Origin of the sequence: Bradyrhizobium sp. B120, assembly GCF_049075665.1 — a bacterium.
In the GTDB taxonomy this organism is placed as follows: Bacteria; Pseudomonadota; Alphaproteobacteria; order Rhizobiales; family Xanthobacteraceae; genus Bradyrhizobium.
Genome location: NZ_CP185242.1, coordinates 6,701,071 through 6,726,838 on the forward strand (window position 1 = coordinate 6,701,071; position 25,768 = coordinate 6,726,838).

18 protein-coding genes are annotated in these 25,768 nt (G+C 64.8%); 12 read left to right on the forward strand and 6 right to left on the reverse strand.

The window, feature by feature from the left end; genetic code table 11:
- Positions 1 to 167 precede the first annotated feature (167 nt).
- The 5 genes from pqqB to pip all read left to right on the forward strand — a co-directional run bounded on the left by pqqB (position 168) and on the right by pip (position 4,430).
- Complete coding sequence (pqqB, locus tag ACOIX3_RS31170; protein WP_420965786.1) at positions 168 to 1,097, forward strand: pyrroloquinoline quinone biosynthesis protein PqqB; 930 nt, start codon at positions 168 to 170, stop codon at positions 1,095 to 1,097.
- Between the two features lie 20 nt (positions 1,098 to 1,117).
- Positions 1,118 to 1,873 (forward strand): pyrroloquinoline-quinone synthase PqqC, encoded by a 756-nt coding sequence (gene pqqC / locus ACOIX3_RS31175; protein WP_163150143.1) that lies wholly within the window; start codon positions 1,118 to 1,120, stop codon positions 1,871 to 1,873.
- Between the two features lie 64 nt (positions 1,874 to 1,937).
- Entirely contained in the window at positions 1,938 to 2,246 is a 309-nt protein-coding gene (gene pqqD, locus ACOIX3_RS31180) for a pyrroloquinoline quinone biosynthesis peptide chaperone PqqD (RefSeq protein ID WP_076865728.1), read from the forward strand.
- Positions 2,243 to 3,463, forward strand: a complete 1,221-nt coding sequence (pqqE, locus tag ACOIX3_RS31185) for a pyrroloquinoline quinone biosynthesis protein PqqE (RefSeq protein ID WP_420965787.1) — start codon at positions 2,243 to 2,245, stop codon at positions 3,461 to 3,463. Before pqqD ends, pqqE begins: the two co-directional genes overlap by 4 nt.
- A complete protein-coding gene (pip, locus tag ACOIX3_RS31190; RefSeq protein WP_420965788.1) occupies positions 3,453 to 4,430 on the forward strand; it encodes a prolyl aminopeptidase in 978 nt (325 codons plus the stop codon). Before pqqE ends, pip begins: the two co-directional genes overlap by 11 nt.
- Positions 4,431 to 4,901: 471 nt before the next feature.
- Here pip and ACOIX3_RS31195 read toward each other — a convergent pair whose 3' ends face one another.
- Genes ACOIX3_RS31195 through ACOIX3_RS31205 form a run of 3 tightly spaced genes read right to left on the reverse strand, consistent with a single transcriptional unit; the run spans position 4,902 to position 10,021 of the window.
- Positions 4,902 to 6,095: a DUF1501 domain-containing protein gene (locus ACOIX3_RS31195; RefSeq protein ID WP_342712509.1), complete on the reverse strand. Its 1,194-nt coding sequence runs from the start codon at positions 6,093 to 6,095 to the stop codon at positions 4,902 to 4,904.
- A 15-nt stretch (positions 6,096 to 6,110) separates the two neighbouring features.
- The gene (locus ACOIX3_RS31200) at positions 6,111 to 7,655 is read right to left on the reverse strand and encodes a DUF1800 domain-containing protein (protein ID WP_420965789.1); all 1,545 of its coding nucleotides are present in this window, start codon (positions 7,653 to 7,655) and stop codon (positions 6,111 to 6,113) included.
- A 35-nt stretch (positions 7,656 to 7,690) separates the two neighbouring features.
- Positions 7,691 to 10,021 (reverse strand): caspase family protein, encoded by a 2,331-nt coding sequence (locus tag ACOIX3_RS31205; protein ID WP_420965790.1) that lies wholly within the window; start codon positions 10,019 to 10,021, stop codon positions 7,691 to 7,693.
- Positions 10,022 to 10,216: 195 nt separating this feature from the next.
- On the opposite strand from ACOIX3_RS31205, the gene ACOIX3_RS31210 reads away from it, so the two are divergent.
- The 4 genes from ACOIX3_RS31210 to ACOIX3_RS31225 all read left to right on the forward strand — a co-directional run bounded on the left by ACOIX3_RS31210 (position 10,217) and on the right by ACOIX3_RS31225 (position 15,840).
- On the forward strand, positions 10,217 to 10,888 hold the full coding sequence (locus ACOIX3_RS31210; protein WP_420965791.1) for a hypothetical protein: 672 nt from the start codon (positions 10,217 to 10,219) through the stop codon (positions 10,886 to 10,888).
- Between the two features lie 283 nt (positions 10,889 to 11,171).
- Positions 11,172 to 12,971: an FAD-dependent oxidoreductase gene (locus ACOIX3_RS31215; protein WP_420965792.1), complete on the forward strand. Its 1,800-nt coding sequence runs from the start codon at positions 11,172 to 11,174 to the stop codon at positions 12,969 to 12,971.
- Positions 12,941 to 14,788 (forward strand): 2-oxoacid:acceptor oxidoreductase subunit alpha, encoded by a 1,848-nt coding sequence (locus ACOIX3_RS31220; RefSeq protein ID WP_420965793.1) that lies wholly within the window; start codon positions 12,941 to 12,943, stop codon positions 14,786 to 14,788. Before ACOIX3_RS31215 ends, ACOIX3_RS31220 begins: the two co-directional genes overlap by 31 nt.
- Positions 14,785 to 15,840, forward strand: coding sequence for a 2-oxoacid:ferredoxin oxidoreductase subunit beta (locus ACOIX3_RS31225; RefSeq protein ID WP_244069643.1), 1,056 nt, complete (start codon positions 14,785 to 14,787; stop codon positions 15,838 to 15,840). Before ACOIX3_RS31220 ends, ACOIX3_RS31225 begins: the two co-directional genes overlap by 4 nt.
- A gap of 367 nt (positions 15,841 to 16,207) precedes the next feature.
- On the opposite strand, the gene ACOIX3_RS31230 is transcribed toward ACOIX3_RS31225, so the two are convergent.
- The 3 genes from ACOIX3_RS31230 to ACOIX3_RS31240 form a co-directional block, all read right to left on the reverse strand.
- The gene (locus tag ACOIX3_RS31230; protein WP_342727483.1) at positions 16,208 to 17,752 is read right to left on the reverse strand and encodes a SpoVR family protein; all 1,545 of its coding nucleotides are present in this window, start codon (positions 17,750 to 17,752) and stop codon (positions 16,208 to 16,210) included.
- A gap of 4 nt (positions 17,753 to 17,756) precedes the next feature.
- On the reverse strand, positions 17,757 to 19,025 hold the full coding sequence (locus ACOIX3_RS31235; protein ID WP_420971833.1) for a YeaH/YhbH family protein: 1,269 nt from the start codon (positions 19,023 to 19,025) through the stop codon (positions 17,757 to 17,759).
- A 112-nt stretch (positions 19,026 to 19,137) separates the two neighbouring features.
- A complete protein-coding gene (locus ACOIX3_RS31240; RefSeq protein ID WP_092116153.1) occupies positions 19,138 to 21,081 on the reverse strand; it encodes a PrkA family serine protein kinase in 1,944 nt (647 codons plus the stop codon).
- A gap of 508 nt (positions 21,082 to 21,589) precedes the next feature.
- Between ACOIX3_RS31240 and ACOIX3_RS31245 the strand changes: the two genes are divergently transcribed.
- The 3 genes from ACOIX3_RS31245 to ACOIX3_RS31255 all read left to right on the forward strand — a co-directional run bounded on the left by ACOIX3_RS31245 (position 21,590) and on the right by ACOIX3_RS31255 (position 25,762).
- Positions 21,590 to 22,207, forward strand: a complete 618-nt coding sequence (locus ACOIX3_RS31245) for a hypothetical protein (protein WP_420965794.1) — start codon at positions 21,590 to 21,592, stop codon at positions 22,205 to 22,207.
- 40 nt (positions 22,208 to 22,247) lie between these two features.
- Positions 22,248 to 22,697 carry a DsrE family protein gene (locus ACOIX3_RS31250; RefSeq protein WP_420965796.1) on the forward strand — a complete coding sequence of 150 codons (450 nt, stop codon included), beginning with the start codon at positions 22,248 to 22,250 and terminating at the stop codon, positions 22,695 to 22,697.
- A gap of 218 nt (positions 22,698 to 22,915) precedes the next feature.
- Entirely contained in the window at positions 22,916 to 25,762 is a 2,847-nt protein-coding gene (locus ACOIX3_RS31255) for a bifunctional transaldolase/phosoglucose isomerase (RefSeq protein ID WP_420965797.1), read from the forward strand.
- Positions 25,763 to 25,768 lie beyond the last annotated feature (6 nt).

Here is a 25,768-nt window from a genome sequence, read left to right on the forward strand (position 1 = left end):
TATACACGTTTAGCGTTTTAGCGCAGGTGGACATCCGGGCGTAACGCGCTCCCGAACATGGGGGTGTGTTCCAAAGCCGGGGTCCACCTCGTAACGTTTCTGGGTCCGGGTTATTTTCTGGGTCCGAGTCATTTGGGTCCGAGTTAAACGTCTCCAGGGGACGGATCATGCTTCGTGTCGTCGTCCTGGGTGCCGCGGCGGGTGGCGGCATTCCGCAGTGGAACTGCGGATGTGCGGTCTGCAGGACGGCACGAAGCGACCATCCCGAATTGCAGAGCACGCAAGCCTCGATCGCCGTCAGCGGCGATGGCACGCACTGGTTCCTGGTCAACGCTTCCCCGGATCTGCGTCAGCAGCTGATCGCGACGCCCCAGCTGCATCCGAAGCACGGCGCCTTGCGCCACAGCCCGATCGCCGGCGTCATCCTCACCAATGGCGAGATCGACGCCGTCACCGGGCTGTTGTCGATGCGCGAGGGCTCGCCGTTTGCGATCTACGCGCATGAGCGGGTGCTGGCGATCCTGCGTGCGAACAGCATCTTCAACGTGCTGAGCGAGAAGAACGTCGCCCGCCGGCCGATCGCCGTCGACCAGCCCTTCGAGCCGGCCCTGCCCGACGGGTCGCCGTCCGGGCTCGAGGTGCTGCCGTTCGAAGTTCCCGGCAAGGGCGCGTGGTATCTCGAGGGCAAGACGCACCCGGCGGGCGCCGACGGCGTCGGCGATACGCTTGGCCTGCGTATTGCGGATAAGCGCAGCGGCAAATACTTCTACTTCTTGGCTGCCTGCGCCCGGGTGACCGACGACCTGAAGTCACGGCTCAAGGGCGCGCCGCTGGTGTTCTTCGACGGCACGGTGTGGCGCGACGACGAGCTGATCGCGGCGGGCCTTGGCAACAAGACCGGCCAGGGCATGGGACATATCGCAATGTCGGGCGATCAGGGCGCGATCGCCAGCCTCGCCGGGCTCGACATCGGACGAAAAGTGTTTTTGCATATCAACAACTCCAACCCGGCGCTGCTTGGGACCTCGGCCGAACGCAAGGCGGCCGAACAGGCGGGCTGGCAGATTCCCTCCGACGGAACGGAGATCGTGCTGTGAATGTCGTGCTGACCTCAGGAATGACCGCGCTCTCGATCGGCAAGGGCATCACGCTCGACAGTGCCGAGGAGATGGAGGCAACGCTGCGCACGATCGGCGCGACGCGCTATCACAGCCTGCATCCGTTCCACCGCCTGCTGCATGGCGGCAAGCTCAACAAGGGCCAGGTCCAGGCCTGGGCGCTGAACCGCTACTACTACCAGAGCACGATCCCGCTGAAGGACGCGATGGTGATCTCGCGCTTCCGCGATCGCAACACACGGATCGAATGGCGCCATCGCATCGAGGATCATGACGGCGATCTCGGCAACGAGGGCGGTATCGAGCGCTGGCTGAAGCTGACCGAAGGCCTCGGCCTCGACACCGCCTATGTCGAGTCCACCGAAGGCATCCTGCCGGCGACGCGCTTTGCCGTGGAAGCCTATGTGCATTTCTGCCGCGACCGCACGCCGCTCGAAGCGATCGCCTCCTCGCTCACCGAATTGTTCGCGCCGAACCTGCACGAGGAGCGCATCTCGGGGATGCTGAAGCACTACGACTTCGTCAATCCCGACATCATGAGCTATTTCAGCCGCCGCCTCACCCAGGCGCCGCGCGACGCCGGCTTCGCGCTCGACTACGTCAAACAGCATGCGAGGACGCCAGCCGAGCGCGAGGCGGTCTGCAACGCGCTGATCTTCAAGACCAACGTGCTGTGGGTGCAGCTCGACGCGCTCTATCACGCCTATGTCGACGGCCAGATTCCGCCCGGCGCCTTCGTGCCGAAGACGAGCTAGAGCATGATCCGGAAAAGTGGGAACCGGTTTTCCGAAAGATCATGCTCAAATAAAGAGACGTAACATGGCCAGCCGCAACATCAGCGTCAGCGAGACCAGCCGGCCGAAACTGCCGCGCCATACCAAGCTGAAATTCGACGAGACGCGGCAGGTCTGGGTAATCCTGGCACCGGAGCGCGTGCTGGCGCCCGATGAAATCGCGGTCGAGGTGCTGCAGCTCTGCGACGGCGTGCGCAGCGTCGCAGAGATGGTGGACCAGCTCGCCGAAAAATACGCCGCCCCACGCGAGGCGATCGCGACCGACGTGATCGCGATGTTGCAGGATCTGGCCGACAAGGGCTTTCTCACCGAAGCGCGCGAGAGCACAGCATGACTGACACGCTCGCCGGCAACAAGACAACGACGGCAGGCTCGACCGACGGGCTCGCGGTGCTCGAGCAAACGCGCTCGGCGGCCGAGACTTACGGCATCCCGCTCGCGGTGCTGCTCGAGATCACCCACCGCTGCCCGCTGCAATGCCCGTATTGCTCGAACCCGGTCGAGCTCGACCGCGGCTCGACCGAGCTCACCACCGAGGAATGGAAGAAGGTGCTGAGCGAGCTTGCCGAGCTCGGCGTGCTGCAGATCCATTTCTCCGGCGGCGAGCCGACTGCGCGCAAGGACATCGTCGAGCTGGTGCGGCACGCGACCGATGTCGGGCTCTATTCCAACCTGATCACCTCGGCGGTGCTGCTGACCAGGGACAAGCTGTCGGCGCTGGCCGATGCCGGCCTCAGCCATGTGCAGATCAGCTTCCAGGGCAATGAACCCATGGTTGCCGATCGCGTTGCCGGCCTCAAGGACGCGCACCGCAAGAAGCTCGAAGTCGCGAAATGGACGCGCGAGCTTGACATGCCGCTCACGGTGAATGCCGTGATGCACCGGCAGAACCTGCATCAGCTCTCCGATATCATCCAGATGGCGGTCGACCTCGATGCTGATCGGCTCGAAGTCGCCAACGTGCAGTACTATGGCTGGGCGCTGAAGAACCGCGCCGCGCTGATGCCGACGATCGAACAGATCGAGGAGACCAGCCGCATCGTCGAGGAAGCGCAAGTGCGCCTGAAAGGCACGCTCGCGATCGACTATGTGGTGCCGGATTACTACGCGCTGCGGCCGAAGAAATGCATGGGCGGCTGGGGCCGCCAGTTCTTCAACATCTCGCCGGCCGGCAAGGTGCTGCCGTGCCACGCCGCCGAGAGCATCACGGGACTGGAATTCGAGTCGGTGCGCTCGAACCATTCGATCGCCTGGATCTGGCAGAACTCGGAGGCCTTCAACCGTTATCGCGGCACGGGCTGGATGCCGGAGCCGTGCAAGAGCTGCGAGTTCCGCGAGGTCGATTACGGCGGCTGCCGCTGCCAGGCGTTTGCGCTGACCGGCGATGCCGGCAACACCGACCCGGCCTGCGCGCTGTCGCCGCGGCATGAGGAGATCTTCAAGCAGGCCGAGCAGGAATCCGCCGGCGCGCAGAACCGCTTCCTCTACCGCAACTTCGCCGGCGGCACGCTGGAGACGGACGACGGCCGGGACCAATCCAATGGCGCCTGACGCCGATGCCGGCAAGGCCGCGAAGCGCGCCGACCCGTTTGCTCCGCTGACGTCGGAATGGCTCGATGTCGGCGACGGCCACGACCTGCACGTCGAGAGCGTCGGGCGCGAGGGCGGCATCCCCGCAGTCTATCTGCATGGCGGCCCCGGCAGCGGCTGTCAGCCCGATCATCGCCGCCTGTTCGATCCCGAGCGCTTTCACGCCGTGCTGTTCGACCAGCGCGGCTGCGGCCGCAGCCGGCCGAAGGGCAGCCGCGACAACAACACGACGCAGCATTTGATCGCCGACCTGGAAAAGATCCGCGAACGCTTCGGCTTTTCGCGCTGGATGGTGGTCGGCGGCTCCTGGGGCGCGACGCTGGCGCTGGCCTATGCGCAGGCGCATCCCGAGCGGGTCAGCGGGCTGGTGCTGCGCGCGACGTTTCTCGGCACAAGCGAAGAGCTGGAAGACGTGTTCCTGCGTGCCCTGCCGCGCTTCTATCCCGGCCTCTCCGAGGATTTTCTCAACTTCCTGCCCGAAGACGAGCACGCGGCGCCGCTTACGGCCTATTACCGCCGCATCCTCGATCCCGATATGGCCGTGCATGCACCGGCCGCACGCGCCTGGCACGACACCGAACGCACGTTGTCGGAGCACACGCCGAAGCAGACGCGGCTCGACCTGACGAAGACAGCAGGCGCCCTGCCCTCGACGCCGTTCATGGAAGCGCACTACTTTGCCAACAACTGCTTCATGCGGCCGAACCAGCTGATGGATGAGGCCGGCAAGCTCGCCGGCATTCCCGGCATCCTGGTGCAGGGCCGCTACGACCTGCTGTGCCCGCCCGCCACATCGCACGCGCTCGCCGCGCGCTGGCCGGGCAGCGAGGTCCGCATCATCGATGGCGCCGGCCACATCCTCTACGACCCCGGCATCCGCAACGCCGTGATGAAGGCGATCGCGGATTTGGCCGCGAAGGCAGAGTGAAGTCCGACAGCCGCAGCGACGGGACTGCGTCCCTTCGTCCCGCTCTTGCTGGCGCTGGCCTCAAACTGATGCCGGGACTAAGAGTACAGTTCGAACCCGGCTCGGCCAAAATCAGCAGACGTCCCCGTCTCGTCTAAGATTAGCCAGTCGACCGTCAAAGCGTACCTCAATGCGGCTTCGAACTGAGCTGGAGTACCGCCAGCTTGCCGGAACCGGTCCCGAAGCAATTCGATCGGGACCCATGGCTTCGCACCGGTCGAAATCGAATAAACCGTTCCAAGCAATATGCAGTCTGCGACGTAATCTGGATCGTCAAAATGTGCGGGATCTGGTTTGTTCACCTAGGCATTGCACCATTTCTGAATAATGGAAAAATACCCCTGAGTTGCCCGACGAGTCAAGTTGCCGGGTCGAACACCGGCAACCGGCTACTTTGCATGGGGTTGTTTTCGATATTTTGGCAGCGCCCCTTCAAACCAGGTTCAGGTCCTTCGGCTTGATGCCGGTGAAGATGCGTTCGAGGCTCGCCTGCTGCAGGCCGTAGACGTGCTGGATCAGGCCGGCGAAGAATGCCTTGTAGTCGGTCAGAACCGGAAAATCGCGGTTCTGGAACAGCGTCGCCTGTGCGACCTGGACCTGCTCGCCGGCCATGCGTCCGCCGTTGATGCCGCCGCCCATCACCCAATAGACGCTGCCATGGCCGTGATCGGTGCCGCGGTCACCATTCTCGCGGAAGGTGCGGCCGAATTCGGAGATCACGACCACGACCGTGTCGCGCCACATCGCCGGGCCGATCTCCTCGGAGAAGCCGGCGAGGCCCCTGCCGAGTTCGCCGAGACGGTCGGCGAGATAGCCGGTCGCCGCGCCCTGGTTGACGTGGGTGTCCCAGCCGCCGACGTCGACGAAGCCGAGGTTGAACTGCTCGCGCATCAGGCGGCCGATCCGCCGCGCCGACAGCTCGAAGCCACGCGGCGACACGGCGCCGCGGTTGGCCGCCATCATCTCCTCGGAGACCGATTTATAGACGTCGTCGCGGACCCGAAAGCCTTCCGACACCGAATTGGCGAGATCGCCCTTGGCATACATCTCCCGGATCAGCCGCGCCTGCCGGTCGTCGACACCCGGCTTGCTGACGCTGGCGATGCCGATGTTCGGGATCTGGTTCTGGCCACGGAAGATCAGCGGCAATTGATCAGTGAAGGAGATCGGCTTCACCCGCGTCAGCTCGGTCGCCAGCCGGCTCATGAAGCCGGAGCGGTAGTCGCGGCTGCCGCCGACCGCCTGGCCGAGCTCGATCGTGTCCTGGGTCTCGAAATGGCTGCGCGAGAGATCATCGCTGGTGCCGGCAAACGGGACGAATGCGATCTCGCGCTTCGCCCACAGCGGATAGATCGAATCGCGCAGTGCCGGATGCAGCCCCCATCCGGCGTCGAGCGCGAGCGCCGCATTCGGATTGCCGGCGTCGGGCCGCGCCACCGCAAGCGTCGGGCGCGAGGCGTAGTAGAACTCGCTGCCGACCGGCACCACCACATTGGCGGCGTCGTAGGCGCCGCGCAGGAACACCACGAGCAGGCGCGCGTCGGTCGCGGGCGCCGCCCAGACCCGGCCGGCAAGGGTGAGCGAAGCGGAAGCGGCGAAGGCCTTGATCAGTTCGCGGCGGTTCATTGGCGAACCTCCCTTTCAGTGCATGAACTCGGGTGACGACAGAAACAGCGTGTTCCAGTCCTGCGGCGAGACGGCCTGGTCGAGCGCGGCGAGCGTGGTCGGGCTCAGCGTCTGCTTGATGTTGCTGAAATAGAGCCCGTTCATCACGAGCGGAAACGCCGGCTGGTCGACGGCGTTGGGCTCGTTCGGCTTGAACAGCCCGGCCGATCCCGAGCCGATCGCGCGCGCGATCTCGAAACGCAGCATCATCTGCCCGGGACCGTTCCAGGCCGCCGACAGCATCGAATAGCCGTCGGGCGTCTCGTGATTGAACAGGCCCTCGGACAGCCGGTTGAGCCAGCCCTGGATCGGCAGCGTGTTGAGGACGACCTTGCTGTCGTAGGCGAGCCGCACCGACGACATCACGTAGAGCATCGGGTCCTTGAACTTGGCGCCGCCCTTCAGGCTGGTGGCGAATTCCGGCGCATGAACCAGCGTCGCCATCACAGCCGCGATATCGCCGTCGGTCTTCTGGAAGGTCTGCGCCATCTGTTGCAACAGCGCGGCCGGGGGATTGTCCGACACGAAATAGGTCGCGAGCTGCTTTGCGATATGCGCAGCGGTCGCGGGGTGACGGCAGAGGATATCGAGGGCTTCATCGACTTCGGCGAGGCCGCGGCCCTTGATCTGATGGCCGAGGAAGGTCTTGTCGCCGAAATCGTGGCGCGCCGGATTGAACTCGAAGGCGCCCTCGCGGACCAGCTGGGATTGCTGCTCGGGCTTCAGCTTCGGATCCTCCGACTTGAAGTCGATGCCGACGCCGGTGAGGATCCGCGCCAGCGCCTCGACATCGGCCTGGGTGTAGCCGGAGCCGACGCCCATGGTGTGCAGCTCCATGATCTCGCGGGCGTAGTTCTCGTTGAGGTGGCCGGCGGCGTTGTCGGCGTTGTCGAGGTAACGCAGCATCACCGGATGATGCAGCGTTGCCGAGAGCAGGTTGCGGAATTTGCCGAGCGCGTTGGCGCGGATCGCGCGATCCTCGTAGTCGCCGACCAGCACGCGGATGTTGGCCTTGTACTGGTGGACATTGAAGTGGTTGAACCAGAACCAGGTCAGGCGCTCGCGCAATTGATCGGGCGCATAGAGCGCGTGCAGGATGGTGCGGGCCGCGGCCTGCCTGGCGCGGTCGTTCATGGCCTGCTGATAGACCTGTTGCGCCGCCTTCTTCTGCTCCGGATCGGCGACCTGGTTGGCGGATTTGCCCTGCTGGTCGAACGAGGCCGCAATGTCGAACGGGAAGCGGTGCACGTCCGGCATCGCCTCGATCTGCTTCTGGACGGCGGCCGGCAATGCGGTGTTGGCCGGATGCAGTTGCTCCTGCAGCCAGCGTTCGGTGCCGACCTCGCGCAGATGCGCCGCGCTGGAGGCACTGACGCCCCAGGTCAGGCGGTCGAGCAGCGCGATGTCCTGCGCCGCGAGTTCGGCCGCCCGCACCGGCTGGTGGAACACCACCAGCCCCGCGATCGTACCGATCATCAGTTTCGCGGCTGTCCGCGCTCCGAGTGTGGCCGTGATGCTCATGAAGGCTGACCTGCCCGGCTCATGGTGTCATGCCCTCAGTGTTTGCATTTGCCGGGAGGGCATGCCGGCGCGGCTCGAGGTGCTGCTGCGGCGGGCCTTGGCGGCGGTGCCGGCCGCGGCGGCGGCGGTGCTGCGCGTTGCGCCTGCACTGCCGGCCGTGGTGGTGGCGGCGGCGCGGCACGCGGGGCCGGTGCGGGTGCCGGGCGCGGCGCAACGGCTGCGGCGCGGGGTGGCGGGGGAGCCGCGCGGGGCGGAGCTGCGACACGCGCCGGCGCGGGCCGGGAGACCGGTGCCGGCGACACCGCGGCGTGCGCGGGTGCCGAACGCGCCGCCGGCGTCTGCCGTGCCGGCGGCGTGCGGTTCGCCGGCGACGGCGCCGTCGCGGGCTTCACGTTCGCGGTCGGTGCCGTCGCCGTGAGCGGCTGCTGCCTCCCGGGCTTGCCGGCGGCCGCGGGCGAGGCCGGCGCGTTGGTCGCGGGGGCAACGCCGGGCTTCGTTGGCGGAGCCGGCTGCGCGTTGGCGGGCGCCATGGCTGTCGCCGGCTTGCCTGGTGTCACCGCGTTCGGCTTTGCCCCAGGCTGCGCGGCCCCAGGTTGCGCGGCACCGGGCTGCAGGGTGCCGGGCTGCACGGCGCCGTGCTGCTGCGTCGGGCTGGCCGGCGCGGTCGCCGACTGCGGCAGCGGCGGTCCATTCTTGGCGCCCGGCAAGGTGTGCGCACCCGGTGCGCCCGGCGCACCCATCGCATTCGGCGCGGCGGCTGCGTTCGGCGCGGCGCCGGGCGCTCCCATGGCCGCACCTTGTGCAGGCGTCACGACTTGCGGACCGCCCGGCCGTGCCAGATTGGCGCGCTGCACCGCTGCAGCCGGCAGTTGCGGCGCGGCCGTGACCGGTGCGCCGCCCATTGCCGCCGTCACGCCGGCCGCGTTGAGCTGCGCCGGCGTCGGGTTCGGATTGTTGATGACCGTGTTGATAACGGTCGTGTTGTGGATGTTGTTGAACACGATGTTGTTCTGCGGCGGCACGACATAGGCCGGTGCGGCGACATAGGCCGGCATTGCCACGAAGAACGGCGTCGGCAGCACGAACAGTCCGATCGGCGGCGGCGGTGGCGGCAGCACCACGAAGTCGGGCGGCGGCGGCGGCAGGAAGAACACCGGCGGCGGCGGCGGCGGCGCGAAGTCGAACACCGGATCGCTGTAGTAGAGCACCGGGCGGTCGACATAGACGACCTCGTCGGGCGGCGGCGGCGGCACGTCATAGTCGAGCGCCGTGAACTGCGGCGGCGGCTCCAGCGCGGCCGACAGATAAGCGAGCCGGCGCCGGGCGTCATATGCATGCGGGCCGCGCGGATAACGCCGCAGATACGACCAATACGCATCGGCCGTGTCGGCATTGTAGGTGCGCCGCCAGGTGATGGCCTCGCGCCGTGCCGCCACGATCGCGCGCACGCGCCTGGCCAGCGGATCGGTCGGATAGGCCTGCAGATAATCCTCGTAGCCTTGCAGCGTGTCGCGCTCCAGCGCCGCGGCATAGGCGTCGTGCGCCGGGAAATCGCGGATCGGCTTGGTGCGCAGTCCGGCATCGACCTGCTGCGGCGGTGCGTCCGGCTTGCGCTCGAAGAACATGAAGGGCGCGTCGACCTTCTGGGCATTCCACGGGATCTCGGCGCCCTTGGTCATCTCGTTGACGCGGAGGCGAACGCGGTCGAACACCTCGGGCAAGGTCAGGCCGCCGGCGCGAATCATTTCCGCCAGCGCTTGTGCGTAGGGCCCGTAAGGCGGCGCACCGTCAGGGGCGACGGTGCCGGGCGCCGAATTGAAGGCGATCAAGAGCTTCGGATCGGGATCGACCAGCGCAAGGCCGCCGGCCAGCGGCTGGCCGTCCTTGGCGAAGGGATTGCTGCGCGCCGCATCGAGCACGATCACGCCGGCCTTGATCGGCAATGCCGAGAGTTGATGGCTGTAATCGGAGATGCGAATCGCCTCGACCGGGATGTCGGTGTCGCGGGCGATCTTGGCATCGACCGGCACGAAGTAGTTCTCGCCGGTGAGCTGCACGCCATAGCCGGCAAGGTAGACGAAAGCCACGGCATTGGGCCCGGCGTCCTGCACCTTCTGGATGAAATCGCGGAACGACTTGCGCAGCGTCTCGCTATCGAGATCGCGCGCTCCGACCACGTCGAAGCCTGCGGCCTGCAATGTCTGCGCGATCAATCCGGCGTCGTTTGCGGCGGTCTGCAACGCGCCGGCCTGATAGGCACCATTGCCGACCACGAGCGCGAGACGTTTCTCCTGATCCTGCGCATGGACCGGAAGCGACGAGAGCGACACCAGACCGACGATCAATGCCCACAGAATGCGCGTCATAGTGGTCGTCCCTTTTCTTCTCGAGAGTTGGCGTTACGGATGGAAAGGCTACTTCCGTGAATGCGCGCTGAACAGGATTGCGGCAATTGTGGCAATCCTTGGTCTGCACGGTCGCGGGCACCCCGGAATCGGCTTCCCGGGCGCACGCTATCAGGCGATATTACGCAGATAAAACAGGCAAAAAAGGAGCACTCGATGCCAATCGCCGGACAAGGCATGCTGCTGACCTCGATGGATATCGACAGCTTACACGAAGCTGAATTCAACCGCTGGTATGATCGCGAGCATCTCGAAGAAAGAGTCGCGATCGACGGCTTCCTGGAGGCCCGCCGCTACGTCGCCCATGACGGCAAGCCGAAATATCTCAGCCTCTATTCGACCGCGACCTTCGAGGTGCTCGAAAGCCCCGCCTATCGCAAGGCGCTCGCCAACCAGACCGACCGGTCAAAGACCAACATCGCGCGCTTCCAGAACATGATCCGTGGCGTCGCGCGCATCACGATCAGCCGCGGCGTCGGCCGAGGCGCAGCCCTCGGCATCATCCGCCTGCGCCCGCCGGCCGAGGGGGCGGACAAACTTCGCGCTGCGTTGCGGGAGCAATTCGATCCAGCTTCGCGCGACGGCATCATTTCGATGCATCTGCTCGAGAACGACCCAGTGCTGTCGAAGCCGCTGACGCCGGACGCCGGGAAAGCCGATCCCGGTGCCGGCGACTGGTTCGTGCTGATCGACGCGACCGATGTCGGCGCGGTGCCTGCGGCCGCAGCAGGCATCACCTCCAACGCAGCCCTGAAGCCGCTGGTGGTCACCAGCGGCGTCTACCGGCTGTTGTGGGATGTCGCGAAGAGCGATCTTCCGCGCGGTTGAAGCAAACGCGCAACGTTTGCGTGGACATTCATACTCAAACAAGAGCGGCGCGCCGGTGCAGATCATGCTGCACCGCCGCATAACGCAAACGAGATTAACGCTACACGCGCATCAGCCGCGCGAAAGCTGATGATCGGACAATTTAGCCTTTGCCTTCTCTGGAACGGCTCTAATAAGATAAGCCTATGATCCAATTCAAAAACCAGAACAACGCCACGTGAGCGTTCGTCGTCAACGATAAGGCCGCGCGGGCAGGCATTTTTCGCGCGGGTCAAAGGTAGGAATGAAACCGACTGATATCTCGGCGCCGGATTACTTTCACAAAGTAGTCGATTGCCAATGGGCTTGCCCCGCACACACCCCCGTTCCCGAGTACATCCGGTTGATTGCTGAGGGGCGCTACAGCGACGCCTACATGATCAATTGGCAGTCCAACGTGTTCCCCGGGATTCTCGGGCGCACCTGTGACCGTCCATGCGAGCCGGCGTGCCGCCGCGGCCGGGTCGAGGACACTCCGGTCGCGATCTGCCGCCTGAAGCGCGTCGCCGCCGACTTCAAGGACGACATCAAGGACCGGCTGCCGAAGCCGGGACCGACGAACGGCAAGCGCATCGCGCTGGTCGGCGGCGGCCCTGCCTCGCTGGCCGTGGCGCGCGATCTCGTTCCTCTCGGCTATCACTGCACCGTGTTCGACGGCGATCCCAAGGCCGGCGGCATGATGCGCAGCCAGATTCCAAAATTCCGCCTGCCCGACAACGTGATCGACGAGGAGACCGGCTACATCCTCGACCTCGGCGTCGAGTTCAAGGGCGGCCAGCGCGTCGACAGCCTGAAGCAGCTGCTCTCCGAGAACTATGACGCGATCTTTGTCGGAAGCGGCGCGCCGCGCGGCCGCGAGCTCGACATTCCCGGCCGCAAGGAGGCCGCCGCCAACATCCATATCGGCATCGAGTGGCTGGCCAACGTGTCGTTCGGCCACGTCGAAAAGATCGGCCGCCGCGTCATCGTGCTCGGCGGCGGCAACACCGCGATGGATTGCTGCCGCACCGCGCGCCGCCTCGGCGGCGAGAGCGTCAAGGTGATCGTCCGCTCCGGCTTCGAGGAAATGAAGGCCTCGCCGTGGGAGAAGGAGGACGCGCTTCACGAGGACATCCCGATCCTCAACTACATGGTGCCGGTGGCATTCAAGCATGTGGCCGGCAAGCTGATTGGCGTCACCTTCCAGAAGGTGAAGGCGGAATACGACGACAAGGGCCGGCGCAATCTGGTGCCCTCGGGCGAGCCGGACGAGACCGTGTCCTGCGACGATGTGCTGGTTGCGGTCGGCCAGGAGAATGCGTTCCCCTGGATCGAGGCCGATTGCGACATCGAATTCGACAAGTGGCACATGCCGAAGGTCGACCCCAAGACGTTCGTCTCGACCAATCCGAAGGTGTTCTTCGGCGGCGATGCGGCGTTCGGGCCGAAGAACATCATCTGGGCGGTGGCGCACGGCCATGACGCCGCGCTGTCCATCCACCGGATGCTGTCCGGCGAGGACATCAACGAGCGCCCGCTGCCCGAGGTGCAGATCTCCTCGCAGAAGATGGGCATCCACGAGTGGAGCTACGACAACGACATCTCCGCCGACAAGCGCTTCAAGGTGCCGCATCGCGACAAGGTGATCGCGCTGAAGGACATCCGCGCCGAAGTCGAGCTCGGTTACGACCTCAAGCTCGCGCTCGGCGAGGCGCAGCGCTGCCTGAATTGCGACGTGCAGACGGTATTCTCCGCGCCGCTCTGCATCGAATGCGACGCCTGTGTCGACATCTGTCCGATGGACTGCATCAGCTTCACCGAGAACGGTGAAGAGGATGATTTGCGGCAACGTCTGAAAGCGCCCTCGCCGCATCACGACCAGGCGCTCTACGTCTCCGGCGACCTGAAGACCGGCCGCGTCATGGTGAAAGACGAAGACGTCTGCCTGCATTGCGGGCTGTGTGCCGAGCGCTGCCCGACCGGCGCCTGGGACATGCAGAAGTACCTCATCGATATGGTTCAAGCGGGATCAACATGTCAGTCCAAAGCCCGATCAGCAGCGTAAACGACTTCGTCGTCCGCTTCGCCAACGTCAACGGTTCGGGCTCGGCCTCCGCCAACGAACTGTTCGCGCGCTCGATCCTGCGCCACGGCGTGCCGGTGTCGCCGCGCAACATCTTCCCCTCCAACATCCAGGGCCTGCCGACCTGGTATGAAGTGCGCGTCACCGAGGACGGCCACCTCGGCGCCCGCGGCGGCGTCGACATGATGGTGGCGATGAACCCGCAGACCTGGGACAAGGACGTCGCCTCGATCGAGCCCGGCGGCTACCTGTTCTACGATTCGACCAAGCCTATGCCGACGTCGAAATTCCGCGAGGACATCACGGTGATCGGCGTGCCGCTGACCGCGATCACCAACTCGACCTATACCGATCCCAGACAGCGCCAGCTGTTCAAGAACATCATCTATCTCGGCGCGCTCTGCGCGCTGCTCGACCTCGATCCCAAGGTCGTCGAACAGCTGGTCGGCGAGCAGTACAAGGGCAAGGAGAAGCTGCTCTCCTCCAACGTCCATGCGCTGCATCTCGGCCGCGACTGGGCGCTGCAGAACCTGAAATGCCCGACCGGGCTGCGGGTGAAGAAGTCCGACAAGGTCGGCGACCGCATCTTCGTGGAAGGCAACAGCGCCGCCGCGCTCGGCGCCGTCTATGGCGGCGCCACGGTGTGCGCCTGGTATCCGATCACGCCGTCATCGTCGGTGGCGGAAGCCTTCACCAGCCACTGCAAGAAGTATCGCCACGATCCCGAGACCGGCAAGGCGAAATACGCCATCGTGCAGGGCGAGGACGAGCTCGCCTCGATCGGCATCGTGATCGGCGCCTCCTGGAACGGCGCGCGGGCCTTCACCGCGACCTCGGGTCCGGGCATCTCGCTGATGACCGAGTTCATCGGCCTGTCCTACTTCGCCGAGATCCCGGCCGTGATCATGAACATCCAGCGCGCCGGTCCCTCGACCGGCATGCCGACCCGCACCCAGCAATGCGACGTGATCGCCTGCGCCTATGCCTCGCATGGCGACACCAAGCACGTGCTGCTATTCCCGGAAGATCCGGCGGAGGCGTTCGAGTTCGCCGCGGCCTCCTTCGATCTCGCCGAGCGGCTGCAGACCACGATCTTCCTGATGCTCGATCTCGACATCGGCATGAACCATCGGCTGTGCCGCCCGCTGAAGTGGGACGACGCCAAGCAATATGACCGCGGCAAGGTGATGACGGCGGAGATGCTCGAGGAAGGCCGCGACTTCGGCCGCTATCTCGACGTCGACGGCGACGGTATCCCATATCGCACCTATCCCGGCACGCATCCGACCAAGGGCTCCTACTTCACCCGCGGCACCTCGCGCGACCGCTACGCGCGCTATTCCGAGGAAGGCGCTGTCTACGCCGACAACATGCAACGCCTGGTGCGCAAGTTCGAGACGGCGCAGGACATGGTGCCGCGGCCGCTGCAGGCCAATGCAGCGAAGCCGACCAAGTACGGTGTGCTCTATTTCGGCTCGACCTCGCCCGCGATGGACGAGGCGATCGGAATCCTGGAGGCGCGCGGCCATCAGCTCGACCGCATGCGCATCCGCGCCTTCCCGTTCCACTCCAGCGTGGCGAGCTTCATCGCCGATCACGACTTCGTCTACGTGGTCGAACAGAACCGCGACGCGCAGCTCCGCCAGCTGATCGTCAACGAGAACGGCATCGACCCGGTGCGGCTGGTGCCGATCCTGCACTATGACGGCACGCCGATCACCGCGCGCTTCATCGCCAATTCGATCGGCGACCACCAGGATCATCTCAAGGTGACCCCTCTCCGCAAGGCCGTGACATGACCTACATTGCAAAGCCGAAGTTTCATCATCCCGGCCTGAAGAAGAACGAGCTGGGCTATACCCATCGCGACTACGAGGGCAAGATCTCGACCCTGTGCGCCGGCTGCGGCCACGATTCGATCACCGCCTCGATCATCGAAGCCTGCTACGAGCTCTCGATCGAGCCGCACCGGGTGGCGAAGATTTCCGGCATCGGCTGCTCGTCGAAGACGCCGGACTATTTCCTCGGCAATTCGCACGGCTTCAACTCGGTGCACGGCCGCATGCCGTCGGTGCTGACCGGCGCCAATCTCGCCAACCGCGACCTGATCTATCTCGGCGTCTCCGGCGACGGCGATTCCGCCTCGATCGGCTTCGGCCAGTTCGCGCATTCGATCCGGCGCGCCGTCAACATGACCTACATCGTCGAGAACAACGGCGTGTACGGCCTGACCAAGGGCCAGTTCTCGGCCACCGCCGACCGCGGCTCGAAGTCGAAGAAGGGCGTCACCAATACCGACAACGCGATCGACCTGGTCGCGATCGCGCTGCAACTCGGCGCCACCTTCGTGGCGCGCAGCTTCTCCGGCGACAAGACGCAATTGGTTCCCTTGATTGCCGCTGCGATCCGCCACAAGGGCGCGTCCTTCATCGACGTGATCAGCCCCTGCATCGCCTTCAACAACCACGCCGGCTCGACCAAGAGCTTCGACTATGTCCGCGAGCACAATGACGCGGTGAACCGTCTCGACGTGCTGGTCGGCCGCGAGCCGATCAGTGTCGACTATGCGCCCGGCACCGTGCAGGTGGTCGAGCAGCATGACGGCTCCAGGCTCGCGCTGCGCAAGCTAGACGCCGACTACGATCCGCACGATCGGCTCGGAGCACAGACCTTCCTGCAGAAGCACGCGGCCAAGGGCCAGATCGTCACCGGGCTCCTTTACGTCGATCCGGATGCCGAGGATTTGCACACCCATCTCGACACCGTCGAGACGCCGCTCAACACGCTGGACGAACAGGCGCTCTGCCCAGGCTCGGCCGTGCTGGACAAGATCAACGCCAGCCTGCGCTGAGCATTCATTCTCGCCGTCACGATGACGCGGCAAGGACGTGCAAGCTCGCTGTCGTCCCTGCGAAAGCAGGGACCCATAACCACCGATGCAGATTGTCGGGCGACGCTGGAACGACGAGGTTCGTTCATAACAGAAGCCGCGGCGTATGGGTCCCTGCTTTCGCAGGGACGACAGCGGAGTTCGTGACGGCTACCTGTCCGCGCGCCGGCAATCACGTTCGCGCGCAGAACGTCATGCGTTCTCATATCCGAAAATGTTGCCGGGATGTTCATGATGTGAGCCTGCGCTGGGCACGAAGGTTCACCGAGCAAGATTTGCATTCCGCGCGACGGTCGGCGCCGCGCTCATCTCCGCGAGAGCATCATGCTTAGGCAGCGACCGCAGCCGCGCGCGGGCTGACGACGTACTCCTTCAGCACCTTGTCGGTGCCGTCGAGTTCGGTGAGTGCCACGTCGTAGGACCACAGATCGGCGAGATGCTGCAGCACGCGCCGCGTGTCGGTCTCGTTGAGCTGCGCGCCCTTCACGGTGGTGTGACGCAGCATCAGGCGGCGGTCGCCGTCGAGATCGACATCCACGACCTCGATATTGGCGTCGACGAAGCCGACGTCGTATTGCCGCGCCAGCTCGCGGCGCACCCGGCGGTAGCCACGCTCGTCATGGATCGCATCGACCTTGATGCCCTGGCTTTCGGCGGGGTCGTCGTGCAGATGGAACATGCGGAAGCGCCGGATCAGCGCCGGGCTGAGGAACTGGTTGATGAAGCTCTCGTCGCGGTAGTTGCTCCAGATCTCGCGCAGCACGCCCTCGACGTCGCCCTTGCCGGCGATGTCGGGGAACCAGGCGCGGTCCTCGTCCTCCGGAGTCTTCACGATCCGCTCGATGTCCTGCATCATGGCAAAGCCGAGCGCGTATGGATTGAAGCCGGAATAGCGGCGATCGTCGAACTCGGGCTGAAACACCACATTGGTGTGCGACTGCAGGAATTCGAGGAAATTGCCGTCGGTGAGCCGGCCCTGCTGATGCAGCCGGCTCATGATGCGGTAATGGACGTAGGTCGCGGTGCCCTCGTTCATCACCTTGGTCTGGCCCTGCGGGTAGAAGTACTGCGCGATGTGACGCACGATGCGAATGAGCTCGCGCTGCCAGCCTTGCAGGCGCGGCGCGGTCTTCTCGAGGAAGTAGAGGATGTTCTCCTGCGGCAGGCCGAGCAGCGCGCGGCGTCGCTCGGCGCTGAGCGTCGCCTTGCTCTTGGCCTTGGTGTTCGGCACCGTCCGCCACAGATCGTTGAACACGGCCTCCTCGTGCTGCCGGCGCTCGCCGGCGCGCTTCTCCTCGGCACGCAGATCGAGCGTCTTCTTTCCGGGATAGCGGTCGACACCGTGCGACATCAGTGCATGCGCGGCATCGAGCGTCCGCTCCACCGTCTCGCGGCCATGGCGATCCTCGCAGACCGCGATATAGCCCTTGGCGAATTCGAGATAATCGAGGATGCCTTCGGCGTCGGTCCACTGCTTGAACAGATAATTGTTCTTGAAGAAGTGATTGTGCCCGAACGCGGCATGCGCGATCACCAGCGTCTGCATCGTCGCGGTGTTCTCCTCCATCAAATAGGAGATGCACGGCGAGGAATTGATCACGATCTCGTAGGCGAGGCCCATCAAGCCCTTGCGATAGGACGCTTCCTGGAAGGCGAACTGCTTGCCGAACGACCAGTGCTTGTAGAACAGCGGCATGCCGACCGACGAATAGGCGTCGAGCATCTGTTCGGCGGTGATCACCTCGATCTGGTTGGGATAGACGTCGAGCCCGAGCTCCTTGCGTGCGACCTCCTCACAGGCGTCGTGAATTCGCTGCAGCGTCGGGAAATCCCAGTCGGCGCCATCGAACAGCAGTTCGCCGGAAGACCCCATTAAACTATACCCTTTCCTGGCTGGTGCGGCGCTTGAACAGGTCCTGGAACACCGGGAAGATCTCGCCGCGCTCGCTCACCTTGCGCATCGACAGCGGCTGGCCCTCGTTGCGCAGCCGCTCATAGAGCGTCCAGAGCGAGGAGTCCGGCATGTCGAAGGTGTAGTTGGCGGCCTCACCGACCTCGAGATAGGCGAAGAACTGGCAGACCGGCAGGATCTTGTCGGTCAACAGATGCCCGGTCACCCCGCTGTCGGAGGTCATGTTGTCGCCGTCCGAGGCCTGCGCGGCGTAGATGTTCCAGTCGGCGGGACGGAAGCGGGTTCGAACGATGTCGTGCATCGCAACCAGCGCGCTCGACACCAGCGTCCCGCCGGACGCCGGCCCATGGAAGAACGTATCCTCGTCCACCTCCTCGGCGCGGTCGGTGTGCCGGATGAACACGATCTCGACGTGCTTGTAGCGCCGCTTCAGGAAGACGTAGAGCAGCATGTAGAACCGCTTCGCCAGATCCTTCATGTGCTCGGACATCGAGCCCGAGACGTCCATCAGGCAGAACATCACGGCCTGCGCCACCGGCTTCGGCACCGTCTCGAAGCGGCGATAGCGGATGTCGATCGGATCGATGAACGGGATCCGCTTGACCTTGGCCTTCAGCGCTTCGAGCAGCGCCAGCAGTTCGCGACGCCGCGTCTCGTCCTCGCACGCCGCAAGCTCGGCTTCGAGCGCCTCGACCTCGTCCTTGCGCGGCCGGCGCAGCGCCACGCGGCGCGCCAGCGCCCGGCTCACCGTGCGGCTGATCGAGATGTTGGCGGGCGAGCCGGATGTCGCATAGCCTGCGCGCCGGATGCCCTCGCTCTCGGTTTCCGCAAGCTTGCGCTTGGCAAGATCAGGCAATTCGAGGTCGTCGAGGAAGAGGTCGACGAACTCCTCGCGGCTGAGCACGAAGCGGAAGGCATCCTCGCTGTCGCCCTCGCCCGCGCCGGAGCCCTTGGCACCACTCTGGTTGGGGCGCTGCAGCCAGTCGCCCTCGACGAACTTCTTGTTGCCGGGCAGCACCATGTCACGCGTGCCGCCCTCGCGCCGGAACCGCGGCTCATCCATGCCGTCCAGCGGGATGGTCACCTCGCCGCCCTCCAGGACATCCTTGATGTCCCGGTCCTGCGACGACTTCTTGACGGCACCCTGCACCAGCGCCTTGGCGCGCCGCAGGAAGCGCTGCCGGTTCTCCAGGCTCTTGCTACCCGGATTCAACCGCCGATCGACGATATGCATGACCACGTTGCATCTGCCTCACGCCGGATGCGATCATGACCAGTCGCATCGCATTTTTATTGGACGGAACGAGACGAGACGGAAAGCCGCTGCCGGCTCTCCGGATCGTGCACTAGCCGGCCTGCTTCACCCGCATGTACCACTCGACGAGCCGGCGGACCTGGCGCTCGGTATAACCGCGCTCCACCATCCGCTCGACGAACTCGCCGTGCTTCTTCTCGGTTTCGCCGTCCTTCTTGGAGCCGAACGAGATGACCGGAAGCAGATCCTCGACCTGCGAGAATATCCGCTTTTCGATCACGTCGCGAACCTTTTCGTAGGAGGTCCAGCTCGGGTTCTTGCCGTTGTTGTGCGCCCGCGAGCGCAGCGAGAACTTGACGACCTCGTTGCGGAAATCCTTCGGGTTGGCGATGCCGGCCGGCTTCTCGATCTTTGTGAGCTCCTGGTTCAGCAGCTCACGGTTCATCAGCTGGCCGGTGTCGGGATCCTTGAAGTCCTGATCCTCGATCCAGGCATCGGCATAGTCGACATAGCGGTCGAACAGGTTCTGACCGTAGTCGGAGTAGGATTCCAGATAGGCCTTCTGGATCTCGTTGCCGATGAACTCGGCATAACGCGGCGCGAGGTCGGCCTTGATGAATTCGAGATAGCGCTTCTCGGTCTCGTCAGGCAGCTGCTCGCGGCGGATCGCCATCTCCAGCACATACATCAGATGCACCGCGTCGGCGCCGACCTCGGTGGTGTCGTGATTGAAGGTCGAGGCCAGCACCTTGAAGGCAAAGCGGGTGGAGACGCCGTCCATGCCCTCGTCGACGCCGGCAGCGTCCTTGTATTCCTGCACGCTGCGCGCCTTCGGATCGGATTCCTTCAGGCTCTCACCGTCATAGACCCGCATCTTGCCGAACAGCGTCGAGTTCTCGTGCTTGCGCAGCCGCGACATCACGGAGAAGCGGGCCAGCGTTTCCAGCGTGGCCGGCGCGCACGGCGCGGCGGCAAGCTCGGAGGTCTGGATCAGCTTCTCGTAGATCTTCTGCTCCTCGGTGACCCGCAGGCAGTACGGGACCTTGATGACGCAGATGCGATCGATGAAGGCCTCGTTGTTCTTGTTGGTCTTGAAGCTCTGCCACTCGGCTTCGTTCGAGTGCGCGAGGATGATGCCGGTGAACGGGATCGCACCGATGTTCTCGGTGCCGATGTAGTTGCCCTCCTGCGTCGCCGTCAGCAGCGGGTGCAGCATCTTGATCGGCGCCTTGAACATTTCGACGAACTCGAGCACGCCCTGGTTGGCGCGGTTGAGGCCGCCGGAATAGCTGTAGGCGTCGGGATCGTTCTGGGCGTAGGTCTCGAGCTTGCGGATGTCGACCTTGCCGACCAGCGAGGAGATGTCCTGGTTGTTCTCGTCACCGGGCTCGGTCTTGGCGACCGCGATCTGGCGCAGCCGGGAGGGCTGGATGCGCGCGACACGGAATTGCGAGATGTCGCCGCCGAAGGCCTCGAGCCGCTTGTAGGCCCAGGGCGACATCAGCCCGCTCAGCCGGCGGCGCGGAATGCCGTACTTCTCCTCGATCATCGGCCCGAGCTGCTCGGGGTCGAACAGCCCGAGCGGGCTCTCGAACACCGGCGACAGTTCGTCACCCGCCTTCAGCACGTAGATCGGATGAATTTCCATCAGCGCCTTGATGCGCTCGGCGAGCGACGACTTGCCGCCACCGACCGGTCCGAGCAGATAGAGGATCTGCTTGCGCTCTTCGAGGCCCTGTGCGGCGTGGCGGAAGAAGCCGACCAGGCGTTCGATCGTGTCCTCCATGCCGAAGAAGCCGGCGAAGGCCGGATACGACCTGATCGTACGGTTCAAAAAGATACGGCCAAGGCGTGGGTCCTTGGCCGTGTCGATCATCTGGGGCTCACCGATCGCCGCTAATAACCGCTCGGCCGCATTGGCATATCGCATCGGATCGCTTCGACACGACTCCAGATACTCGGCCATCGACATGTCGGTCTGGCTTCGCGCTTCAAACGACCTTGCGAAGGCGTTGAACAAAGAATCGTTGTACATGATCCCTCTCTCCACGATATGTATCGCCGCACGACTGACACGAGTCGCAACCAGAGCGTCCTAGGATCGAATCAGCGTCGGCACGCTGGGTCCATTGGACACTCGACCGACTCATTTCGGCAATGCACGGCGCGTGCAGCCTCTGCCTTATCAACAGGCAGGAAGCTTAATGGTTCATCAATATCCCCCGTTGGTAACCTGATTTTAGCGGTTGTAACCCCTCAGCCACATCCGTGGTTTACCGGGGCCCAGGCTTCCGAGGTGGACATCCGAGCGGGGCAACTTCCCCGTCCGAAGATGAACGTTGGCCTCCCTCAAAAGGTGTGACTGTCCAGCCTTGGCGTCAAGATGTGCACGTCACAGACTCGCATGAACAAACTGTCAGGCAAGGTTGAACGTGCCTCCTTGTCGCCGCGACTAAGGCAACGAGCCCGCGCAGTTCCGCGCGGCACCATTGCCGCGCTGTAAAGATGACACCTTGGAGGCGCGGGCTATTCCCGAGGCGGTCATGAAGCAGACGTTCCTCGTTGTCGCACTTGCCGCCGCAGCCTGCGCCGGCGCGGCGTTAACCGTCGAGGCGCAGGAAGGCGTCGACAAGGCCAAGGCGTCCGCCTTCGACAACAGGATGTTCGCCGGCCCGCCCGGCGCGAAAGCCTATGCCTGCTTCGTGCGGCGCTACGATGCAAATCATCTGGCGCAGCATCCGAAGCAGAAGGTCAGTGCGATGAAGCTGCTCGTCGCCGCAGAAGATGCGCCGGAGGACAAGACCACCAACTACTCGTTCCGGCTCGGCGTCGCCTACCGCCATCGTCCCGGCAATTTCGACTCCAGCGGCTACTGCAACCATGCGATCGCGACCGAATCCGGACCCGAAATACGCTTCGAATGCGGCGTAGATTGCGAGGGCGGCGGTATCAGCGTCGCGTTGTCGAAGGACGATAAATCCGCGATCGCACGCCTGAGCAGCATCAGGATGTGGAATCGCAACAAGCCCGACGATGACGCGAGCGAAGAGCTGCTTGCCGGCGCAGACGACAAGATCTTTCGCGTCGATCGCGCGGACTCGAGCGAATGCGCCGAACTTGTGACTGACCGCAAGGAACTCGCTGCGCTCCGCCACAAGTGATAGGCTTCGGTCCTGTCAACAATATCGCGCGAGGGACGCCATGCACCGACGCAGCATCCTGTGGGGCACCCTCTCGGCGATCGGCGCTGCCTTTGCAGCGTCGCGGGCGAACGCCGCTGCTGAGACCTCACCACCGGGAAAGCTGAAGGTGGTCTATCACCTCGACGACCTCGGCAAGGTCAGTTTCGTGATCGGCAACATCCAGAACCATCTCGACGGCGTCGGCGGCCCCGGCAATGTGACGATCGCGCTCGTGGTGCACGGCCAGGCGCTGAAGGCGTTCCATTCGGCGACCGCCAATCCCGACCTGTCGAAGCATGTCGGGCTGCTCAGCAAGGACGGCATCGAGCTTGCCGCCTGCGGCAACACCATGAAATCGCAGAACATCGGCCTGAACGACCTGCTGCCCGGCTTCGTCGCCGCCGAGCGCGGCGGCGTGGTCCGCCTCGCCGAGCTGCAATCCCAGGGCTACCTCTACCTGCGGCCCTGACGCACGGCCGCGCGCCGGCAACGCGTCATAAAAATGTGCCGAGATCAGGGTCTGCTCGCACCCGCATCCGAGGGGATCGAACTGTTGTGAATGGCGTTATCCCTTGGGAATGCTGATATTCCGCCCGGGCCCCCAGCCATGTTGACAATCCGCCTCCACCCCCGAAAGCTGCCCGGGAACCCAAAAATCGACCCTCGATCGAACGAGAACAGGCACCCATGAACCCCGTCAAAGCACTCGAAAATCACCGCCAGGCCGTCTGGCTGGACTTCCTTGCCCGCGGCTTCGTCGCCAAGGGCGACCTGAAGCGGCTGATCGAGACCGACGGCGTCAAAGGCGTGACGTCCAACCCCTCGATCTTCGAGAAGGCGATCGGCAGCTCGGACGAGTATGACGGGGCGATCGGCAAGGCCCTCAAGAAGGGCGACCGCTCGGTCGCCGACCTGTTCGAGCACCTTGCGGTAGAGGATATCCAGCACGCCGCCGACGTGCTGCGCCCGGTCTACGACCAGAGCCATGGCGGCGACGGCTTCGTCAGCCTCGAAGTGTCGCCGTATCTCGCCATGGACACCAAGGGCACGATCGCGGAGGCCGAGCGGCTCTGGAAGGACGTCCACCGCAAGAACCTGATGGTCAAGGTGCCGGCGACGCCGGAGGGCCTGCCGGCGGTCGAGTACCTGATCGGCGAAGGCATCAGCATCAACATCACGCTGCTGTTCTCGCAGAAGGTCTATCGCCAGGTCGCGGAAGCCTATCTCAAGGGCCTGGAGAAGTACGTCGCCAAGGGCGGCGATCCCTCCCATGTCGCAAGCGTCGCCAGCTTCTTCGTCAGCCGCATCGACAGTGCCGTCGACAAGCAGCTCGACGAGAAGATCGCGCGCGCCAACGACCCCTCGGAGAAGGAGCGGCTCGCGGCGCTGAAGGGCAAGGTCGCGATCGCCAACGCAAAGCTCGCCTACCAGGACTACAAGCGCCTGTTCTCAGGCCCGCGCTGGGACAAGCTCACCGCCAAGGGCGCCAAGCCGCAGCGGCTGTTGTGGGCGTCGACCGGCACCAAGAACAAGGACTATAGCGACGTGCTCTATGTCGAGGAGCTGATCGGCCCCGACACCGTCAACACCGTGCCGCCGGCAACCCTCGATGCGTTCCGCGACCACGGCAAGGTCCGCGACAGCCTCGAGGAGAATGTCGAGGACGCCCGCCACGTGCTGGAGGAGCTGGAGAAGTCCGGCATCTCGCTCGATGCGATCACCGAGGAGCTGGTCAAGGACGGCGTCAAGCTGTTCGCCGACGCGGCCGACAAGCTGTACGGCGCGGTCGCCCACAAGCGCGCGACCTCGCTCGGCGGCGGCATCGACCATCAGAAGCTGGCGCTCGGCACCACGATCGAGAAGGCGCTCGAGAAGAGCACCGAGGAATGGCGCGCGTCGGCCAAGATCCGAAGGCTCTGGCACAAGGACAAGTCGGTCTGGACCGGCGATGACGAGGACAAATGGCTGGGCTGGCTGACCAGCGCTGCGACCGCCGACGTTGCCGACTATGAGGATTTCGCCAAGCGCGTGAAGGGACAGAACTTCACCGACGCCGTCGTGCTCGGCATGGGCGGATCGAGCCTCGGGCCGGAGGTGCTGGCCCAGACCTTCCCGCACAGATCCGGCTTCCCGCGGCTGCACGTGCTCGATTCCACCGACCCGGCGCAGGTCCGCGCGATGGAGGAGTATGTCGACATCGCCAAGACGCTGTTCATCGTCTCCTCCAAATCCGGCGGCACCACCGAGCCGAACGTGATGAAGGACTATTTCTTCGACCGGGTGGCCAAGGCGATCGGCAAGGACAAGGCCGGCCACCGCTTCATCGCAGTGACCGATCCCGGTTCGTCGCTGCAGAAGGTCGCGATCAAGCAGGGCTTTGCCCGCATCTTCTACGGCGACCCTGCGATCGGCGGCCGCTATTCCGTGCTGTCGCCGTTCGGCCTGGTGCCGGCGGCCGCCGCGGGCATCGACGTCCGCAGCCTGCTCGGCCATACGCTGGCCATGGTGCGCTCCTGCGGCGCCGACGTGCCGCCACAGGAAAACCCGGGCGTCCAGCTCGGGCTGGCGATGGGCATCGCCGGGCTCGAAGGCCGCGACAAGGTGACGATCTTCGCCTCGCCCGAGGTCGCCGATTTCGGCGCCTGGGCCGAGCAGCTGATCGCGGAATCGACCGGCAAGGACGGCAAGGGCCTGATCCCGATCGAGGGCGAGACCATCGGCGACGCCGCGGTCTACGGCAACGACCGCTTCTTCATCGACCTCCGCACCGAGGGCGAGCACGACGCCGCGCATGAGGCCAAGCTCGCCGCGCTCGAAGCCGCCGGCCATCCCGTGGTCCGGATCGTGATGAAATCGATCGACCATATCGGCCAGGAGTTCTTCCGCTTCGAGATCGCGACCGCGGTGGCAGGCGCGATCCTCGGCATCAACCCGTTCAACCAGCCCGACGTCGAGGCCGCCAAGATCAAGACGCGCGAGCTGACGGCAGCGTTCGAGAAGACCGGGTCGCTGCCGGCCGAGCGGCCGGTGGTGTCGGCGGATGGCGTCGAGCTCTACACCGACGCGCAGAACGCTGAGGAGCTGCGCAAGGCCGGCGCCAATGGCGACCTCAATTCCTGGATCAAGGCCCACCTCTCGCGCTCCGGCCGCGGCGACTATGTCGCCCTGCTCGCCTATATCGAGCGCGACGGCGACACCATCGACGCCATGCAGGCGATGCGGCTCAAGGTGCGCGATGCGAAACACCTTGCGACCTGCGCCGAGTTCGGACCGCGCTTCCTGCATTCGACCGGACAGGCCTACAAAGGCGGGCCCGACAGCGGCGTGTTCCTGCAGGTGACGGCCGACGACAGCAAGGACCTGGCCGTACCCGGCCAGAAGGCGAGCTTCGGCGTGATCAAGGCGGCGCAGGCGCGCGGCGATTTCGACGTGCTCACCGAGCGAGGCCGGCGGGCGCTGCGCGTGCACCTCAAGGGCGACCTCACCTCCGGGCTTGCGGCACTCGATGCCGCGATCTCGGCCGCACTGAACTGACGGAGG

Bases quoted from the DNA above. Each gene is read 5' to 3' on its own strand.
- pqqB (WP_420965786.1), top strand. From the start codon at position 168: ATGCTTCGTGTCGTCGTCCTGGGTGCCGCGGCGGGTGGCGGCATTCCG.
- pqqC (WP_163150143.1), top strand. From the start codon at position 1,118: ATGACCGCGCTCTCGATCGGCAAGGGCATCACGCTCGACAGTGCCGAG.
- pqqD (WP_076865728.1), top strand. From the start codon at position 1,938: ATGGCCAGCCGCAACATCAGCGTCAGCGAGACCAGCCGGCCGAAACTG.
- pqqE (WP_420965787.1), top strand. From the start codon at position 2,243: ATGACTGACACGCTCGCCGGCAACAAGACAACGACGGCAGGCTCGACC.
- pip (WP_420965788.1), top strand. From the start codon at position 3,453: ATGGCGCCTGACGCCGATGCCGGCAAGGCCGCGAAGCGCGCCGACCCG.
- ACOIX3_RS31195 (WP_342712509.1), bottom strand. From the start codon at position 6,095: ATGAACCGCCGCGAACTGATCAAGGCCTTCGCCGCTTCCGCTTCGCTC.
- ACOIX3_RS31200 (WP_420965789.1), bottom strand. From the start codon at position 7,655: ATGAGCATCACGGCCACACTCGGAGCGCGGACAGCCGCGAAACTGATG.
- ACOIX3_RS31205 (WP_420965790.1), bottom strand. From the start codon at position 10,021: ATGACGCGCATTCTGTGGGCATTGATCGTCGGTCTGGTGTCGCTCTCG.
- ACOIX3_RS31210 (WP_420965791.1), top strand. From the start codon at position 10,217: ATGCCAATCGCCGGACAAGGCATGCTGCTGACCTCGATGGATATCGAC.
- ACOIX3_RS31215 (WP_420965792.1), top strand. From the start codon at position 11,172: ATGAAACCGACTGATATCTCGGCGCCGGATTACTTTCACAAAGTAGTC.
- ACOIX3_RS31220 (WP_420965793.1), top strand. From the start codon at position 12,941: ATGTCAGTCCAAAGCCCGATCAGCAGCGTAAACGACTTCGTCGTCCGC.
- ACOIX3_RS31225 (WP_244069643.1), top strand. From the start codon at position 14,785: ATGACCTACATTGCAAAGCCGAAGTTTCATCATCCCGGCCTGAAGAAG.
- ACOIX3_RS31230 (WP_342727483.1), bottom strand. From the start codon at position 17,752: ATGGGGTCTTCCGGCGAACTGCTGTTCGATGGCGCCGACTGGGATTTC.
- ACOIX3_RS31235 (WP_420971833.1), bottom strand. From the start codon at position 19,025: ATGCATATCGTCGATCGGCGGTTGAATCCGGGTAGCAAGAGCCTGGAG.
- ACOIX3_RS31240 (WP_092116153.1), bottom strand. From the start codon at position 21,081: ATGTACAACGATTCTTTGTTCAACGCCTTCGCAAGGTCGTTTGAAGCG.
- ACOIX3_RS31245 (WP_420965794.1), top strand. From the start codon at position 21,590: ATGAAGCAGACGTTCCTCGTTGTCGCACTTGCCGCCGCAGCCTGCGCC.
- ACOIX3_RS31250 (WP_420965796.1), top strand. From the start codon at position 22,248: ATGCACCGACGCAGCATCCTGTGGGGCACCCTCTCGGCGATCGGCGCT.
- ACOIX3_RS31255 (WP_420965797.1), top strand. From the start codon at position 22,916: ATGAACCCCGTCAAAGCACTCGAAAATCACCGCCAGGCCGTCTGGCTG.